Source organism: Psychroserpens jangbogonensis (assembly GCF_000797465.1).
GTDB classification, from domain to species: Bacteria; Bacteroidota; Bacteroidia; order Flavobacteriales; family Flavobacteriaceae; genus Psychroserpens; species Psychroserpens jangbogonensis.
Genome location: NZ_JSWG01000008.1, coordinates 99853 through 118030 on the forward strand (window position 1 = coordinate 99853; position 18178 = coordinate 118030).

Here is an 18178-nt window from a genome sequence, read left to right on the forward strand (position 1 = left end):
CTGCAATGATAAAACAGAACACTTTTATAAATTGAATTCCTTCAAGTTCGTTATCTTTTACTAATTTAGACTTAACATATTCAACCAAATCACATACGAACAGGTTGGTGAAAAATAAAAGCAGAATCAATTCAATAGAAACACATATTGTTCCCACTGTCCCTTCTCCTATTCGGCTTCAAGAATATGGTGTTGGTATTTTCATTGCAGCTTTAACAAAATCAGCATTGAAAAAAGCACTCAAGAAAAAATTTATTAAGGTTAATGATGTCATTGCAACTTCAGCTACTTTAATAACTGGAGGAGAATGCATATGCTTATCTATTCCAGAAGAAGTCAATCCGAATACGAAACTAATCTTTCCTCTTAAAGTTTTATTTGAAGATGAATATTTAGCAGTTATTCATAAACCTGCTGGTATTTTGGTTAGTGGCAATAGTTTTAAAACTATTGCTAATGCCTTAGCTCAAAACATTCAACGAAGTAGTCTTCCAGATGCTACAAAACCTCAGCCTGTTCATAGATTAGATTATGCGACCACAGGTATTTTATTGGTTGGAAAAACGAGTAGCAGTATTCGCGAATTAAATAAAATGTTTGAGGACAAAACGATTGAGAAAACATATTATGCAGTTACTATTGGAGACATGAACGATCAAGGAAAAATTATTTCAGAAATTGATAGTAAGAAATCGCAATCCAATTATAAACTATTCGAATCAGTTTCCTCAAAAAGATTCGGCAAACTCAATTTGGTTGAATTGAAACCTCAAACAGGTAGAAGACATCAATTGCGTAAACATCTTTCTAGTATTGGATTTCCTATCCTAGGAGATAAAGAATATGGAATTGAACCTTTAATTTTAATTGGCAAAGGCTTGTATTTACATGCCTATTCTTTAAATTTCAAACATCCATTTACAAAAGAAGAATTCTATTTAAAAGATGAACTTCCTAAACGATTTATGAAATTATTTTCTACTAAATAAGACTTATGCCAAAATCATGTAAAATGGTTCCTTTGTTATCCTCCCACTAGAAAAATCATACGAATTTCACTCTGGCTAGTTTTCTTTTACTAATTTAGTTTCTGCTAACGCAACACAGGAGCAAATCGACCTAGACAGATAAACCATATTTGATCACGTTAACTGCAATTTGGGAAAATTATATGAAAAGTAAAATTCGGCAAACCTTAGCTAAACTAGGTTATTATACAAAACCAGATTTCATAATTATTGGAGCTCAAAAATCAGGTACCACTGGATTGTTTGACATTCTTGATAAACATTCGTGTATTGCTTCTTCAGCGATGAAGGAAGTACATTATTTTGATAATGATGAATGGTTTAATAATAATAAGATTTTTGAGTATCATTCCGTATTTCCATTACCTTATAAGTTGAATGCAAAATCAAAAGCATTTGAGGCCAGCCCTATGTATATATATCATCCAGAAGTAGCTTCTAGATTACATCATTACAATCCGAACCTTAAACTCATACTTTCACTAAGAGAACCAGCTCAAAGGGCTTTTTCAGCATGGACAATGTATCATCATCATTTTAAAACTGGTAAATATTCCTATTTACACGATCCACGAACATTCTCTGAAGCCATAGCTGAAGAGATTATTGGTATTGAAAAAGAATCTTACTATACAAACCCTATATCTTATGTAAAACGAGGTATCTACCATCTTCAAATAGAGAAATATCTAGAATATTTCAAAAAAGAACAATTACTGATTTTTGAAGCAAATACTTTGAGAAAACAACCTGACCAAGTATTAAAAACCATACAAGATTTTATTGATGTACCTCATGAAAAACTAGACTTTATAAGTTCAAACTCGAGTAAATTAAATGAGAAGGACAAGTACAAAAATGACATCATAAGTTTACAAGAATTTTATAAACCATATAACGAAAAACTGTTTAATCTTCTTGGTGAAAGATATGATTGGAATTCTAATGAATAATATATTAGTCAAATAGAGCAGTCTGTATTGCTTATTATTTAAGATGATTTGTCCAAAAACTAATCGGCTTTTCAATTATTAAACTTCTATTAAAGTGTTAAACTTTTGTAAATTCACAAATCATATGTTGTATATGCAACATTTATTTGTATGTTTGCATTATGAAATATGAATTACATCATTGTATAAGTTCAAGGTTAAGAAAACTAGCTAGAATAGCAGATGGTCATATGCGTAATTGCTTAAAGGAGTTTGGAATAACTGAAAACCAAATGACCATATTATTTGCTTTAAGTAAACTAGGTAAAGTAGAACAAGGCAAAATTGGTGAAGCTTTGGTCCTGGAAAGATCTACGGTAAGTAGAAATGTAAAACTACTAGAAAAGCAAAAACTGGTAAGAAAAACAACTGCCTATCGTCCTGAAATAGAATTGACAAATAAAGGAATCGCGCTGGTAAATGAACTAATTCCTCATTGGGAAAAAGTTATGGATTCTTATATCGACTTGTTAGGCGATTATGGAACAGCTCCACTCGAAAAATTAGAACAACGCCTAAAATAAAAAATTTAATAACAATGTTGTATATGCAACATATAAATTATGAAACAACCAAACATAAAATCCGATTCTGAACCTTCAGTAAAATTAGTTTCAAATACAACACCTCAAAAACCCATTTATTGGAAACAGGTTTTAATTACAACTTTAACTGTTTATCCATTACTTATGATAATACAGTGGTTACTAAATTTACTAACTCCTATGCAAAGTATTCCCAAAGAATTAGCTGTATTAATTGCAGTCTCTGCCGTAGCTGCATTAATGGTTTTTCCCATCATGCCATTAACCATGAAATTCGTAGGATCATGGTTGTACAAAAAGTAAATTTTCCAATTAGATAAATAACAATAAAATGAAAACAGAAACCATAACAAAACAGAATCATTTACTCGATACAAAGACAGTAATACTCAAAAAAAACAACAGGATTATTCGCTATGCTGAGTTGGGTAACAAGTCAAAACCGACAATTATATTATTGCATGGAGTTCCCGAAAATTTACATGCTTGGTATGCTGTCGCTCCTAAACTCTCAAACGATTATCACGTCTTGGCAATAGATTGGCCAGGTTTTGGTGGAAGTGAGCCACTTGGTTCGTCAGAATCCTATAATTCACAAAACTTTGCTGATATAGTAATTGACTTTATGGGTACAATGAAGATTAAACAAACCATTTTGTTAGCTTCAGATATTGCTCTATTACCAGCACTTTTGATTGGTCTTGAACAACCTGAACTAGTTTCGAAACTTATAGTTATGGATGGCATTCCGTTTCCAAGAAAACAATATGCGTCTTGGGAACTAAATAGTTTTGCCAGAAAGGGTTCAATCATAGGAAAAGCTTTAGTTCGCTGGTTTCCTGGTATAGCCGCTCAAACAGCCTATCTCAAGGGTTTTTACAGAGGGCATTCTATTCCTAAAGAAGTTCGCAAAGAATTTTCGATAGATGGTAAAAGCGAACATACCAAAGATGCATTTCTGTCTTATTTTCAAAACTTTCACATTGGACAATCCTATTTTGAACAAAATACTCACAAACTACTTACACCAGTATTGGTTGTATGGGGCAAATATGATCGCTTCATTAATATCAAACTTGCACACGAGATTGTTGAGAAGCTCCCAAACGCTAAACTCGAAATAATTGACAAATCTGGTCATTATGTACATATGGATAAGCCTATGGCATTAGTAAAAGCAATAACAAATTTTTTAAACTAGATAAATAACAAATAAAAAGTAAATTATGGAAACACAAATTCTAATTACCGGAGCAACCGGAACAACAAGTCAATATGCCATTCAACATTTAGTTGACAAAGGCATAAAAGTAAGAGCAATGGTAAGAACTATTGACGATAGAAGTAAACATCTTGAAACACTTGGTATTGAAATCGTAAAAGGAGATTTTCTCGATATTGATTCGTTAAGACTTGCATTAAAAGGTGTCAACAGAGCATTTTTTTGTTACCCTTTCGCAGATCATTTACCTAAAGCTGCTGCCTATTTTGCAAAAGCCGCAAAGGAAGAAAATGTTGAAATGGTAGTAGAAATGTCCCAAATGGGAGCGCATGAGAATACGCCAAGTCCTGCAACACAAAACCATCTAATTACAGAAAGTATTTTAGATTGGGCAGATGTTGGAGCTGTACATATCAGACCAGGTTTATTTGCTTGGAACTATTTAGGTTTTGCAGCACCAACGGTAGCGACTCAGCAAAAATTTTATTATCCAAATTCAGAAGCTAATTATACTATTATTCATCCAAAAGATATAGGAGAAGTTGTTGCCGAAATTTTAAGTGATGATGAACTGGAGAAGCATATTGGAAAACGATATGACCTAACCGGAAATAAAACATATAGCGCTTCTGATGTCGCACAAAGCATTGGTGAGATCATAAATCAGGATATAGAATATATTCCAATTACCGTTGATCAATGGATTGAAGCCATTAAAGATCATCCATCTATTAATCCGTTTTTAGCAAAACATTTACGAGAATTTAGTAGTGAAGTATCAGATGGAAGATTCAATAGAACGACGACTGTTGTTAAAGACATTACAGGCCATGAGCCAAGAACTTTTGAACAATACATTAAAGAACATGAAGCTGCATTTATAAACTAAGAAGTAACAGTTTTATAAAAGTAAGCACTCTTTTATAGTGCTTACTTTTATTGTTTTAATATGAATGACACCTTTAATCGCAGTCAAAATTTTATATTAGTTTCATCATTTCAATGGCGACACCAGATGCAGAAGCTGGATTTTGCCCTGTTACCAAGTTTCCGTCAGAAACCACAAAAGGATCAAATGGTTCTGTGTATGAAAACTGACCACCTTGTTTTATTAGTTCAGCATCAAGCATAAATGGAATGACCTCATTTAATGTGTGTTTGTCCATGTTCTCTTCAGCTTCAGTAAATGAATTGATACGCTTCCCTTCTAAAAGATTTTTACCGTTTGATAAAGTCACATTTAATAGTGCTACTGGACCATGACACACTGCACCAATTACACGACCGCTTTCATATACCTTTTTGATGGTGTCTTTAACCAATGGGTTAGAAACCATATCAGTCATTGGACCTAAACCTCCTGGGAAAAATATTGCGTCGTATGCCTCAATATTGATGTCACTCAATTTATGACTAAAATTTAGGTGTTTAAAGCCATTGCCTTCTTTAAAATTCTTACTTATTAATTGTGAGTCATCATATCCTACAAATGGAGGAGCACCTCCTTGAATACTTGCAAAATCGACGACATGGCCTTCATTTGTAAATTCAAAGTAAGGGTCTGCTACTTCCGAGAATTCATAACCTGCAGGATGTTTACCTGTTCCAGTAACGTTAGTACTTGTTACTATAAATAATATATGTTTCATTGTTTTGTGTTGTTTAATAATAATTCAAACTAAAGGAATCTGCATAAAGCTTCCTTTAGTATGAATGTGTTTTAGGCCAATACTTTATTTCCAGAAACACCAGCTTTATGTAATGCATCTGCAAGTTTCTTAGGTGCAGTTTCTAAAGGCACATGTCCATATTCTAAAGTCACTGATTCTTCAATCCCTAACATTTTTTGTCCATGCCTTTGTGCTTTTAATGTAATTACTCTATCTAAAGTCGTTTCAATATATGCTTTTGGAACATTTCCAAAGTTTTCATCTGTCGTGATTACTTTTTCAAAAAACGGTGTTGTAGATTGTAAAACTAATTTTGGTAATACGGCATCTATTTGTGCTTCTGTAGCTCCACCAAATATCACATTTAAGATAGTTTCTCTACTCATTGTTGCTGTGCTTTTATCTTCAGAAAAGATTAAATTTTCAAGGAATTCACTGCCTTCGTCTTCTTCAAAAATTTCAACTGCAGTTTTCCCTTCGTAAGGCATGGCTGAAGCGACAAAAACTAGCTTTTCAATTTTCTCTGGCATTTCTTCAGCAACCTGAGAAATTACGAATCCACCAAAGCTGTGTCCTACCAATATAACTTGACCTTCAGTTTTCGTTAATTCTTCTTTGACACGATTAGAATAAAGCGCCATATTGATCTCAGATGTAGGTGTTGTGTCATCACCATGTCCAGGTAAATCGATGGCATTCACGGTATGCCCATTTTTTTCTAAATAAGCTGATGTTTCTTCCCATGACCAAGCACCTTCCCATGCGCCATGGATTAATAAAAATGTTTTGTTTGAATTTTTCATTGTGGTATGTTTTTAATGTTAATAATTTATTTTTTATAAATGGGCATCGTGATTTTGATGCCCATTTACAATTGCTATTAATCGTAGTGAGGAGAATTCATTCCTCTACTTGGTAATTCACCTCTGTCTACATCAAATAATTTGACAGTTACAGATGCATTGATAGCCCTTCCTTCTTCAACATATGGTCCAGTTGCAAAATCCCAAGCTGTTTCTTCGTTTTCAAATTCATACAAACCTCCAAGTGTGTTTGTATTCATTCCAACTAACCATGTTTTACGGATTAATCCTGGTACAGTTTTTAGCCTTTCATTTACTGGCTCCCAAATTTCTGGTGTGAAATTCGGTACGTTTGATTGTAGTTCACCATACAGGAAAACTCTTTTTGATTTACTCATAATTTTTGTTTTTATATTTGTTTATTATTGTTTTAATACTGATACAAAGTTGAGGTTACTTTGAGGTTTAAAAGTTGTCATATGACAACGTTTTCAGTTTGGCTGTTTTTTGAAACTGCTCAAGGATTCTGTATGTTTTAAGGAGCGTGTCCATAGATCTATTTGCTCAATGGCTTGCGTTAGTGCCGAAATTTGAGTGTTGTCAAAATGTCGTTTTAAAAGCATGTATACTTGCTCATAGTTTTTACTATTATTAGAGTTAAGTATATAATCTGTCAAAGCGAAAAGTGCACGCTCTTTTTCTGAAAAATATGGAACCAGATTCCAAACAGAAACTAAGGACAGTCTTAAATCAGTTTCTCCAAAATTTTTTAGTTCGTTTAAGTGAAGATTAATAGAATAGTTGCAATTATTTAGGTAGCCAATTCTAAGTCTGACTAATTCTAAATGACGGATTTCTAATGTAGAATTCATGTTTCTATTAATTGTTGAAACAACTACTTCGACCTTAAGTCGAAGTAGTTAAAACTGGTTACCTATTACCCTTTAGAAATTGCTTCTCCTAATTCTTGATTAGTCATTGCTATTCCGTCAAGGTTCCATCCACCATCTACGGCATGTACAACATTCACATAGATGTTATCTTTGGGTTGTTTCCCTCCAGATAGCTTGTAAATAATTTCGGTAACTTCAGCAAAATGTTGTTTAATAACTGTTTGGTCTGCAAGTGCAAATGAAGGGACTTTCCATTCGGCCCAAGCCCCTAAGAATTCTTCTCCTCCAGAGAAAGATGAACCTTTAGGTACAATATGTACATTGGCAGTGATATTTGGTGTCATAACTGTATTGCCAGTTAAACCATGATTTTTTAATAAGGAATTAGTAATTTGAACTATGGCTTCCTTTACTTTTTCTGAAGGCAAGACACCTTCTGTTAATGTTAATGTAAGTGGCATAATATATCTGTTTTAAATTGCGAACTTTAGTGTTCATCAACATTACAAAGGTGCCACCGAATAGAATTTTAATAGTTGTCATATGACAACGTTTTCAAAGAATTGAAAATTGAAAAGAGGATAAAAAAAAAGCCCTTTACTGAAAGGCTTTTGCATGTTTAATAAAATAATTGAAACTAAGATTCAATTTTTAAAGTTGTGCCCGTAATTTACTAAGTGTAGAGTTTGTCATCCCTAAATATGAAGCTACCGCTTTGCTGGATATTCTGGTTAATAGTTTAGGTTCATGCTCCATAACCCAGCGCAATTTATCAATACCTTCCATTCCTAAAAAGCTATAAATCCGCATTTGAGAGTGGATAAAAGCAAATTCCATAAATTTATTATAAACATCTCTAAATTCAGGAACGGTTTCAACAAGTTTAAAAAAACTATCGCGACTTATAATAAGCAAGTCTGAAGGTTCAATAGAGACTAAGAAATCTCTCGATGGTTTCTGCAAAACAAAACTAGTAATAGCTGTAATTATTTGATCTTCCAAGGCAAAATATGCTGTTGCTTCATTCCCCTTACTATCAATTTCATACATTCTTAGACAACCTTTATTTATGAAGTAAAAATTCTTACAAACTTGACCAACTGAACACAAAATTTCATTACGCTTTGTTTTTAAAGGTTTAAAATGTGAAGTGACTTTTTGGATTGATTCACTATTAATGTTTGAATTATCCTTAAGGTATTGTTCTAATTGGTTATACATTTTTTACTGGTATTTATACGTTATGAAATATCGTTTTTAAGATACAAAATGTATTTAATAATTTTATAGCAGTCCGGAGTTATCTATATCTACTGGAAGGCAAAACCTGTTTATGAACTAAATAGTCAATGTTTAAAAAAAGTAAGCACTAATTTATAGTGCCCTCTTTTATTTTATTAAGGTGAATGATGCCTTTAACCCGACACAAAAATTTCTAGGGAGTTTATCAACACCAAAAATTGCTCTTGAATGAGTTCCCTTTGAGCCAAGAATTTTTACAAACAGGTCTGAAGCTCCATTGGCAACAATAGGAGATTCGTCCCAATCCTCACCAGATTGAAAATATACATCGATCTCATTTAAACCTACTATATTATCAAATCCAATTTTAGCATTAATTTGAGCTAATACATTTAACGCACAAAGCTCCATAGCTTCATATCCTTCTTGTGTTGTTAATTCATTACCTAATCTTCCCTGAAACAAATATGTCTCATTCTTAATTGGAAATTGGATGGCAATGTAAGCTATATTTCCTCTTGTATTCACTGACACATAAGAACCTCCTGGAGTTGAAACTTCAGGTAATTCGAGGTTATACTTCACTAGGTTTTCAATTGGATTCATTTTAAAAATACTTAAGTTAATTATTAATAATCGGTATATCCTATTTCACTTGGCGAATAAAAAGTATCCATATCTGGCGCTACTAATTCTGTATTATTCTGAAGTTTTTCAACCAGATTAGGGTTAGATATAAAAGGTCTTCCTACGTACACTAAGTCTAAACCACTCGCTAAAATAGCATTTGCTTTTTCTTCTGAATTAACATCACCACCTGAAATCACAACACCTTGAAAATTTTCTTTAATAATTTTTTTGATATCCAGTGTGAAATCAGGAGCACCAAAAGCGACTCTCTGATCGACAATATGAATATAAGCCAGTTCTATTTTTGCTAACTCACGAGCAAGGTAAATGAAAGTTCCTTCCAATGCTTCGTAATCAGATTGCATATCATTATACGCTCCATAAGGTGAAACTCGAATTCCTACTTTATCAGAACCAATCTCATCCGCTACTTTTTTAGCAGTTTCTAATACAAATCTAGTTCTGTTTTCAATTGAACCTCCATACTGGTCTTCTCTTCGATTGGATTTAGGGTTCATAAACTGATTCATTAAATATCCATTAGCCGCATGCAATTCAATACCATCAATTCCTGCTTCATTTACTAGTCGTTTAGCAGCAACAACATATTCGTTTTGAGTACTCACTATCTCGTCAAGCGTCATGGCTTTTGGTGAATCATGTGCAACCATTCCTGTTTCTGTAAACATCTCGCCTGCCGCAATAATACTAGATGGAGCTAACGTCACAGTTCCATCTGGCATATTTGCCTTGGCTGTAATTCTCCCTGTATGCATTAGCTGTACAAATATTTTCCCTCCTTCAGAATGTACCGAATCTGCGATTTTTTTCCATCCAGTAATTTGTTCATCCGAATAAGCACCTGGTATACGTGGATACCCAATACCATTTGGAGACGGTGAAGTACCTTCACTTATAATGAGTCCTGCACTCGCTCTTTGTTGGTAATACTTTGCCATCAAATCGTTTGGAATATTGTCTATAGCTCGACACCGAGTTAATGGTGCCATTACAATTCTATTTTTTAATTCTATGGTCTTTCCCAATTGGAAACTATCAAATACATTCATTTTTTTTATTTTAAACATTCATTGATTGACTTTTAGTAAAGTCTATGAATGTGTATTAATTATAATTTAGATTTCAATTACTATTTGTCGTAATTTCTGTGTTTCATTTCAGATTAATTGAAAAAAATCTTGCACTCCTAAATATCTACTTACTGTAAATCCTTCCGCATATTTAGCATTGATTGGTCTTCCATAAATACTATTGATGCTTTTTACTTGGTCTAATAATCCTAAGATAGAGTTAGGCTCGTTTTTTTTGGGTTTCACAAATTGTGATTGGAAGGCTTTAATCGCTTCAATTTTTTTGTCCATCTCTGTTGAAATATCGATAACAAAATCAGGATCAATAAAATAATCTTGAATGTAATGATATACTGTTTTTGGTCTCCAAGGACCTTGAGCCTCTCCATTTAAAAAAGTTTCCTTCTTTTTAAGACCTGATAAAAACGAGGAATCTGCAACCAATTTCGCAGCATTAGCGTGATCTGGATGACGATCATAAATGGCATTGGCCAATACAATTTCTGGCTGGTATTTTCTAATTGCTTTAATGACTAATAACCGACTTGCTTCGTTATTTTCTATAGAGCCATCAGCTAGTCCTAATTGTTCTCGATATTGAATTTCTAATATTTTAGAAGCATCATCTGATTCTTTTTTTCTAGTTTCTGGAGTTCCAAAAGTTCCCATTTCACCAGCTGTCATGTCTACTATAGCAACTGTCTTACCTAATGCAATATGCTTTAATAAAACACCAGCTGCTGCACATTCTACATCATCAGGATGTGCTCCAAAAGCTAAAATATCTACTTTATAATTTTTCATTTAAATTTTGGCCTTACTTATTTAACTTCTTCCTATTTCTAGAATTTGACGAATCATCTGATTTGTGAAACCCCATTCATTATCATACCATGTCATAACTTTAAGCAAGTCTCCATCTACAACTCTGGTCATATTCAAATCTACAGTTGAAGCATAAGGACTCTTTACTATATCTGAAGACACTATAGGTTCTGTTGTTGTCGACAAAATGTTGTTATATCGTGATGTTTTAGCTTCTTCCTCAAAAATGGCATTTACTTCTTCAACCGTAACAGGTCGTTCCATTACAAAAGTCAAATCTGAAAGAGATCCTACAGGAATTGGAACTCGTATCGCTACTCCATCAAATTTCCCTAAATATTATGGTAAGGCTTTCGTTGTTGCAATTGCAGCACCAGTTGTTGTGGGCACAATATTAGCAGCACCAGCACGACCCATTCTATAATTCTTTTCAGAAGGTCCATCTACCATGCTTTGTGATGCTGTATAGGCATGGACTGTTGTCATAATTGCCTTTTTAATTCCAATTCTTCTTCCCAATACTTCAACTACAGGACTAATGTTATTTGTAGTACAACTTGCGCAGGAGAAAATGTTGGTTAGACCATCTTTTGAGTTTACACCATGAACTACTGTAGGTGTATCTTCACTTTTTGTAGGTGCGGAAATGATTACAGTCTTAGCTCCTGCCTTGATATGCTTTTCGGCATCTTCACGAGCTGTAAAGAAACCCGTGCTTTCAATAACTACATCGATGTTGTTATCTTTCCATGGTAATTCTTCAGGGTTTCTTAAAGAATTGTATTTTATTTTTTGTCCGTTTATGATCAGGTTTTCAGCATCGTGAGACACTTCTTTTTCATAGATTCCGTAGACTGAGTCATACTTTAAAAGATATGCTATATTTTCAATCGAAATAATATCGTTTACTGCTAATAGTTCTAATTCTGGTGTATCTAAAATTACTTTTAAAGCCGCTCTTCCGATACGACCCATTCCGTTTATTGCTATGTTCATCTTACATGTATTTTATAGTTTGACTTTTTCTTTTAGTTCATTAATTTCTTTCTCTAGTGAGTCAATATATTTTTGTTGAGGAGAAAAGGCATCTTCAATTTCATTTACCGTATACCTTGGAGTAATGTGTTGCGGACAATTCCAATCATAGGCTTCAATATGGAAAACCATCATACGTTCTGGTCGAAATTTGTAATCTTTCAAATCGAGTGACTCAAATAACTCTTCATTATCTTTAAGTTCTATTACTTCCGCTTTAGCGAAAACCTTGAGTCGTGTCTTAGTTGGGTAATCTACCATGATTAGAGATACATTTTTATTAGTTGCCATATTTCCAACAGACACATATTGCTTGTTCCCCACAAAATCTATAAATCCTATTCGTTTTGAATCTAATACTTTTAAAAAGCCTTTTGGACCGCCACGATGCTGTATATATGGGAATTCTTTCACTCCAATTGTTGCCAAATAAAAACTATCTCGATCCATGATAAATGATGTTTCCTTATTCGTTAACCCATCAATCACATAAAACTTTTCCATACGCTCATAACTTTTGCGACTACCAGCTTTTTCTTGTAATTTTTTTACTGATTCTGTGAATGCTATTTCTGCGAAGTTTTTAGCCATGATGTTTATTATTTAATTATGATTGTTTTGATTTCAAAAAATAATAAGGGAAGAAAAATCATTATAATCCTTCTTCCCATTTTATTATTTCGCTATTAATGTTTTAAAGTCATACTGAATTAAAAAAATCAATGGTATTGCATAAGCTAAATGTCTAACTAAAGTTATTATCGGTGTCATTGGTGACATATCGATACCTGCTACTCCAGCTCCTAATAATGGCAGCATAAATAACCACACTAATGCGATTGTTTCGGCCACTACAAATAAGACAGCTCTAAACCATTTTGGTCCCCAAAGCGATGGAGCGATTCCAGCAAAAAGTATGGCTAATAAAATACCGTTTCCATAATGTCCTGCTACTCCATAAGTTAATCCTAATCCTGTTTTTGCTCCTAAAACACTTGGGATATCCCACCATGTTCCAGTTAATAATAGTCCAAACAAGTCGAATAGTATTGTTCCTAAAAATCCAGCTAGTATTGCGTTTTTCCAATTTATTGTTTTCATTTCTCTGTGTTTTAATTGTTATATAAATTTTGTTTGTAAGGCCATGGAATAATGCCTTCTCTTATTCCACAAATCGCGTTTATTGATTTTTAGTGATTCAAGTTTCGAAAGAATTACTTTTTTGTTTAGTTTTCTCATGAGTTCTATGCTTTTGAATTTTCAATGAGGCAAATTTCGGTTGTGCAAACTTTAAAAGCGTTGCCTTATGACAACGCTTTTAAAAACTATATTTACTTAATTAATGTTATTTTTTTCTAAGAAATTCAGAATGTAATTAGCTATTTCATCACCTTTCTCTTCTAAAGCGAAATGACCAGTGTCTAAAAGATGAAACTCTAAATTCTTTAGATCCTTTTTGTATGGATAAGCGCCATCTGCTGGAAAAATGTAATCGTTTTTACCCCAAACAATCAATGTTGGTGGTTGATGGTCTCTAAAATATTGTTGCCATTCTGGATATAAAGGAACATTAGTTCTATAATCATAAAACATGTTCAATTGAATTTCAGCATTTTCTGGTCGTGTAAGGTGTTGTAAATCTATATTCCAGTTGTCTGGACTAACTTTAGATACATCTTGTACACCATGTGTGTATTGCCATTTTAATCCGTCTGGTGAATGAAAACCTTCTAATGCTTTACCATTTTCAACAGTGTAGTCATTCCAATATTTCTTAATAGGAATCCAAAAGTCTTTTAAGCCCTCGTCGTATGCATTACCATTTTGAATGATTAACGACTCTACACGTTCTGGATATTTAGCTGCTATTCTGAAACCAATTGGAGCTCCATAATCCATTAAATAAATACTATATTTTTCGACATTCTTTTTCTCTAAGAATCCTTCTATAATTTTAGACATATTGTCAAAAGAATAAACAAAGTCTTTCGTTGAAGGCTGTTCACTTCTTCCATATCCAGGATAATCTGGTGCTAAAACATGATAACGTACAGACAAGTCTGTAATTAAATTTCTAAACATATGAGAAGATGTTGGGTATCCATGTAACAGTAAAATAGTTGGCTTTGATATATCACCAGCTTCGCGATAAAAAATATCGATACCATTAACTTCTATTGTTTTGTGAAATGTAGCCTGTGATTTAGGTAATAAATCCTTGCTTACGTCTGCATTTTTTGGAGAATTAAATGAAAATAATCCAAGGGATAAAACGGCTAATAAAGTAATACCCAATACTGATTTTAAAATTTGTGTTTTCATAATTTAATAATTTAAATGTTGGTTTAAAATGATTTGATAAGTGTTGCTTATCTGTTTCTTCTTTTGCTGTTCCAAGTAAAGCTGTTTGATTTTTTTGTTCTGCTTGAAATTTGATTAGTGTTTAATGTTCTCATGATTTCTGTTGATATTTAATTGGTTAATATTTTCGATCTTCTTTTTTAATAGTAATGTCATTGGCACTCATATCTCTAATCTTCATCAATCCTTCTTTGTCAAATTCCCAATGCTCATTGCCATGCGTTCGCATCCATTGTTTTGTTTTTGCATCTTGCCATTCATATTCGAAACGTACAGAGATACGATTGTCTGAGAAAGACCATAAGTGTTTTTTAAGTTTATAGTGCAATTCATTTTCCCATTTATGAGTTAAAAAGTTTGCAATATTTTCACGTCCAACAAAAAATTCTCCTCTATTTCTCCACTGAGAATCTATGGTATATGCCAAGGCTACGCGTTCTGAATTTTTCGTATTCCAAGCATTTTCTGCTGCTTGTACTTTTGCTGTTGCTGTTTCCCTTGTAAATGGTGGAATTAATGTATTCATAGTTTTTAATTTTCGTACAGACAAGTCTGTTTTTGTTATTTTTTAAAAGAATTAAATAATTCTAATTTTTAATATCTAGTTTAAGATCTTTATACAAGCTTGTTTAGCAGAATCTATTGGCCAACTATCCTTTTGAATTTGAGAAAGAATAATTGCTCCTTCTAATAATATTAGCACTTGATCACCTATACTTTTTACGTCTTCAGTTTTAAATTGTTCATCTTGTTCTAAAAGTTCATGAATCCATTCTCGAAATTCATTTTTATGTATTACGGCCTGGTGCCTTATTTTATCATGATCCTTTGGTAAATCTGTAATAATATTTTGCCATCCACATCCTCTAAATTCAACATCTTTTAACCAAACATATAAGTAATCAAAACTAGCTATTACTTTTTCTTTGTTTGTTTTATTGGGCTCTACAAAATTTGTTAAATTTCCCATCCACATGTAATGTCTTCCTTGTAAGTAAGCTACTGCTATATCTTCCTTTGATCTAAAATATCTATACATACTATCTTTAGATACGTTAGCTTCCTTTAATATTTTGTTTATTCCTGTTTGATTGTAACCTTCAAAATAGAATAAATTTGAAGCCGCTTCGATGATTCTTTCTTTTACTCCCAATTTTTTCATAGGACAAACTTAAGGTAAATGTTTTAAAGTACAGACAAGTCAGTACTATTTTAACATTTAATTAACATTATAGGTTGTAAAAATTTAGTGAATTTATTGTCAATAAAATCGACTCAAGACCTATTTACAGTGACTTACTAGGTCTAAAATTTTTATTTTGAACCTTATTTGCAATAACATCTCGCTTCTTAACATCCAATATTACAAGGTTTAAGATTCTATACAAATAACAATATTGATAATACGAGCAGTACAATCGCAAATAGTAGTTTTAATTGAATTTTCAAAATCTGTTTTTCAATATTTATAAAAGATAAATACCATCTATAATTTAATAACGGTCCATTTATTATTTTTGCTTTTCACTGCGTAAAGGTCTTTTGAAATATACTTAGATGTGATTTCTGGTGGTGCTTTTAAAAATTTCTTGTCTAAAATAACATTAACACGTTCAGGACTTAAATATGCTTTGATATGTCCTTGAGTATCAATGATGCCTTGTAGATATTTATAATAAACTATACTTTTACCTAAAGCCTCATTTCTAGCTACTTCTTCCTTAAACACCTCTAATACTATCGCTGAACCTTCATTAAAGTTTGTAGCATTTAAAAATTGTGGCTCAATAACCATTTTGCCGCAAGTATTGATATAACCGAAATAGGAAATACCATCGCGTTTATCTTCAATTAAACATCTATCGCTCTTAAAAATAGGAAAATTACCATCAGCAGTTTCTGTCATAACTAAATCGTTTCTATAATCTATAATGATTTCACCTTTCAGATTAATAAAAGCCCATTGTTCATCTTTTTTAACTGCTGCTATATCATTATGAAATGGTGAGATATAATCTATATTTTCAACAAGTTGTGTGAATCCAAAAAACGGAATTGATACGACTAAAAACAGAATGATTGCTTTTTTCATGATTTCATCATTTTAAGGTTAATATTCCAAAATTAGTGTTGAAAATATTGCTGTAAAATGATATTGATCAGACTCTAACAATTATAACATTCTATTATGATTATTTTAATTCAAGGTTAACATTAGTAAGGCTTCAAACATTTAACAACAACACAATAGTTTTAGATACTATTAAAAGTAATTTGGATATCTACTTCAAAAAAAAAGGAAGACAAATACTTGTCTTCCTTTTTTTGAAACTATAATCCTTTTGAATTAAAATACGTTAGCTGGTAATTTTGATAAAGCTAACCAGTCTCCGCTTTCTGGTGAAAGTTTAGTAATGTAATTAAAAGTACCTGTTTCTAAATTAATAGTACCAAAAGCACCATTTTGATCCAAACCATATAATATTCCATTTGCATCTTTTTCAATACATCTAATATATGCTAGATAATTTCCACCTCCAAGTCTATCATCTGCTGGAAAACCTGATCCGGTTATTTCAATAACTTCAGAAACTAAACCGTTTAAATCCGATACAACAATTTCTCTTTCATAAGACATCAAAATCTCATTACTATTAGCTCCATATTCCAATCCCATACCACAACAAATATTATAGTCATCCCCTTGATATGTGAAATATTTACGATCGAAAACTGTTCCATCTAAATTGAACCAAACTAGACCTGAATATTCTTCATAGTTATACTCGTCCCAATATACAGTTCCTAATAGTTTACCATTAGATAATTCAATTCCTGGGACTGCATACCAATCATCATTTGCATTGTCATTAAGTACAGTAGCAACTAGAGTTGAAGGGTTAATGCTGTAAATTTTTCCTTCGGCTGGACTATTAGCATTAGAAGTTGCATAAATAGTAGCATTACTAGATCTATACACAACATCTCTCAAGCCTGTTAATATTTCTCCGTTCATGGTTATTGAGCCTAAAGTTGTCAATGCACCATCAACTTTATTAATGGCTGAAAAAACACCTGTAGTTCTGTTATAAACAACCATAATATCATTTATTACTGGTGTTGAATCATTGTCATCGTCGTTACTGCATGCTAAAAATGCGGTAAAGATTAATGTAATTCCTAATAATTTTAAAAGTAGTGTTTTCATGATATTTTATATTTAATGATTAATACGCCAAATATAAATTTGAAAGTATTTTCACACAATGATATCCGTCAGTACGAAAATAATTATTTCATTTGATTATGACTTTTGTAAACTAGAACTAGCATTCGTGTCCTTAAATTCAACACTTAATTTAGCCAACATAATAAGTTCTGACTTATTCTCTCGACTGAAACTTGATGCAATCTTTCCAGACGTTTTTAATATAAGTGACTTCATTTCACTATTAAAAAATTCTTCATGTCCTTTTTTAAAGCTTAAAAAGCTATCATAACATACTTCAGAATCGTATTCATTGTCAGTTCGTAACCACTTAAAAGTGTTTATAATTAAAGCCTTATTAGTAGTACTAAAATTGTCTAAAACTATCCATTCCTTTTCTAGGACTTCTTCAAGTTTTTCAAGTTCTTCATCTCTAATGTAATTGTCTGATGCAGCGATTGCATAAAACAGTTTACCAAGGCATTGGTGAAATTCAATATTTGTGTTTTGTTTTGGATCCAAAATTATTTATTTGAATCTAAAATTACGAGATTATGCTTTTTATACAATGATATAAATCAGTTACATATAGCTAAAAATTAACAAGATGAGTTAGGTAAACTTGTCTATATT

General features: G+C 32.3%; 23 protein-coding genes and 1 pseudogene. 6 read left to right on the top strand and 18 right to left on the bottom strand.

Annotation, left to right across the window (positions count from 1 at the left end; all coding sequences use genetic code 11):
* Window positions 1-107: 107 nt before the first annotated feature.
* The 6 genes from RH81_RS06220 (at window position 108) to RH81_RS06245 (ending at window position 4676) form a co-directional block, all read left to right on the top strand.
* Complete coding sequence (locus tag RH81_RS06220; protein WP_420912076.1) at window positions 108-989, top strand: RluA family pseudouridine synthase; 882 nt, start codon at window positions 108-110, stop codon at window positions 987-989.
* Between the two features lie 182 nt (window positions 990-1171).
* Entirely contained in the window at window positions 1172-1981 is an 810-nt protein-coding gene (locus tag RH81_RS06225) for a sulfotransferase domain-containing protein (protein ID WP_033959062.1), read from the top strand.
* Window positions 1982-2211: 230 nt separating this feature from the next.
* The gene (locus RH81_RS16405; protein WP_277619910.1) at window positions 2212-2544 is read left to right on the top strand and encodes a MarR family winged helix-turn-helix transcriptional regulator; all 333 of its coding nucleotides are present in this window, start codon (window positions 2212-2214) and stop codon (window positions 2542-2544) included.
* Between the two features lie 39 nt (window positions 2545-2583).
* A complete protein-coding gene (locus tag RH81_RS06235; protein ID WP_033959064.1) occupies window positions 2584-2868 on the top strand; it encodes a putative antibiotic biosynthesis monooxygenase in 285 nt (94 codons plus the stop codon).
* Window positions 2869-2896: 28 nt separating this feature from the next.
* Window positions 2897-3766 (top strand): alpha/beta fold hydrolase, encoded by an 870-nt coding sequence (locus RH81_RS06240; protein WP_033959066.1) that lies wholly within the window; start codon window positions 2897-2899, stop codon window positions 3764-3766.
* 25 nt (window positions 3767-3791) lie between these two features.
* Window positions 3792-4676, top strand: a complete 885-nt coding sequence (locus RH81_RS06245; protein WP_033959068.1) for an NmrA family NAD(P)-binding protein — start codon at window positions 3792-3794, stop codon at window positions 4674-4676.
* Between the two features lie 91 nt (window positions 4677-4767).
* On the opposite strand, the gene RH81_RS06250 is transcribed toward RH81_RS06245, so the two are convergent.
* From RH81_RS06250 to RH81_RS06335, 18 genes and pseudogenes are all read right to left on the bottom strand, one after another.
* Complete coding sequence (locus RH81_RS06250) at window positions 4768-5436, bottom strand: type 1 glutamine amidotransferase domain-containing protein (protein WP_033959070.1); 669 nt, start codon at window positions 5434-5436, stop codon at window positions 4768-4770.
* Between the two features lie 71 nt (window positions 5437-5507).
* Window positions 5508-6260: an alpha/beta fold hydrolase gene (locus RH81_RS06255; RefSeq protein WP_052172448.1), complete on the bottom strand. Its 753-nt coding sequence runs from the start codon at window positions 6258-6260 to the stop codon at window positions 5508-5510.
* 77 nt (window positions 6261-6337) lie between these two features.
* Window positions 6338-6658, bottom strand: coding sequence for a YdhR family protein (locus RH81_RS06260; protein ID WP_052172449.1), 321 nt, complete (start codon window positions 6656-6658; stop codon window positions 6338-6340).
* Between the two features lie 93 nt (window positions 6659-6751).
* Window positions 6752-7132 (bottom strand): carboxymuconolactone decarboxylase family protein, encoded by a 381-nt coding sequence (locus RH81_RS06265; RefSeq protein ID WP_052172450.1) that lies wholly within the window; start codon window positions 7130-7132, stop codon window positions 6752-6754.
* A gap of 65 nt (window positions 7133-7197) precedes the next feature.
* Window positions 7198-7614, bottom strand: a complete 417-nt coding sequence (locus tag RH81_RS06270; RefSeq protein WP_033959074.1) for a hypothetical protein — start codon at window positions 7612-7614, stop codon at window positions 7198-7200.
* 190 nt (window positions 7615-7804) lie between these two features.
* A complete protein-coding gene (locus RH81_RS06275) occupies window positions 7805-8374 on the bottom strand; it encodes a Crp/Fnr family transcriptional regulator (protein WP_033959076.1) in 570 nt (189 codons plus the stop codon).
* A 168-nt stretch (window positions 8375-8542) separates the two neighbouring features.
* Window positions 8543-9001, bottom strand: a complete 459-nt coding sequence (locus tag RH81_RS06280) for a RidA family protein (protein WP_033959078.1) — start codon at window positions 8999-9001, stop codon at window positions 8543-8545.
* A 23-nt stretch (window positions 9002-9024) separates the two neighbouring features.
* Window positions 9025-10113 carry an alkene reductase gene (locus tag RH81_RS06285; RefSeq protein ID WP_241478964.1) on the bottom strand — a complete coding sequence of 363 codons (1089 nt, stop codon included), beginning with the start codon at window positions 10111-10113 and terminating at the stop codon, window positions 9025-9027.
* Between the two features lie 90 nt (window positions 10114-10203).
* Window positions 10204-10920: a bacillithiol biosynthesis deacetylase BshB1 gene (bshB1, locus tag RH81_RS06290; RefSeq protein ID WP_033959080.1), complete on the bottom strand. Its 717-nt coding sequence runs from the start codon at window positions 10918-10920 to the stop codon at window positions 10204-10206.
* 21 nt (window positions 10921-10941) lie between these two features.
* Window positions 10942-11937: pseudogene (gap, locus tag RH81_RS06295) on the bottom strand (type I glyceraldehyde-3-phosphate dehydrogenase).
* Between the two features lie 12 nt (window positions 11938-11949).
* Window positions 11950-12567, bottom strand: a complete 618-nt coding sequence (locus tag RH81_RS06300) for a pyridoxamine 5'-phosphate oxidase family protein (protein WP_033959086.1) — start codon at window positions 12565-12567, stop codon at window positions 11950-11952.
* Between the two features lie 84 nt (window positions 12568-12651).
* Complete coding sequence (locus RH81_RS06305; RefSeq protein WP_033959092.1) at window positions 12652-13077, bottom strand: hypothetical protein; 426 nt, start codon at window positions 13075-13077, stop codon at window positions 12652-12654.
* Between the two features lie 234 nt (window positions 13078-13311).
* On the bottom strand, window positions 13312-14298 hold the full coding sequence (locus tag RH81_RS06310; RefSeq protein ID WP_033959093.1) for an alpha/beta fold hydrolase: 987 nt from the start codon (window positions 14296-14298) through the stop codon (window positions 13312-13314).
* Window positions 14299-14455: 157 nt separating this feature from the next.
* On the bottom strand, window positions 14456-14863 hold the full coding sequence (locus tag RH81_RS06315; RefSeq protein ID WP_033959094.1) for a nuclear transport factor 2 family protein: 408 nt from the start codon (window positions 14861-14863) through the stop codon (window positions 14456-14458).
* 75 nt (window positions 14864-14938) lie between these two features.
* The gene (locus tag RH81_RS06320; RefSeq protein WP_033959095.1) at window positions 14939-15499 is read right to left on the bottom strand and encodes a TetR/AcrR family transcriptional regulator; all 561 of its coding nucleotides are present in this window, start codon (window positions 15497-15499) and stop codon (window positions 14939-14941) included.
* Between the two features lie 324 nt (window positions 15500-15823).
* On the bottom strand, window positions 15824-16429 hold the full coding sequence (locus tag RH81_RS06325; RefSeq protein ID WP_033959096.1) for a WG repeat-containing protein: 606 nt from the start codon (window positions 16427-16429) through the stop codon (window positions 15824-15826).
* Between the two features lie 255 nt (window positions 16430-16684).
* Window positions 16685-17545, bottom strand: coding sequence for a hypothetical protein (locus tag RH81_RS06330; protein ID WP_033959097.1), 861 nt, complete (start codon window positions 17543-17545; stop codon window positions 16685-16687).
* 96 nt (window positions 17546-17641) lie between these two features.
* A complete protein-coding gene (locus RH81_RS06335) occupies window positions 17642-18067 on the bottom strand; it encodes a hypothetical protein (RefSeq protein ID WP_033959098.1) in 426 nt (141 codons plus the stop codon).
* Window positions 18068-18178 lie beyond the last annotated feature (111 nt).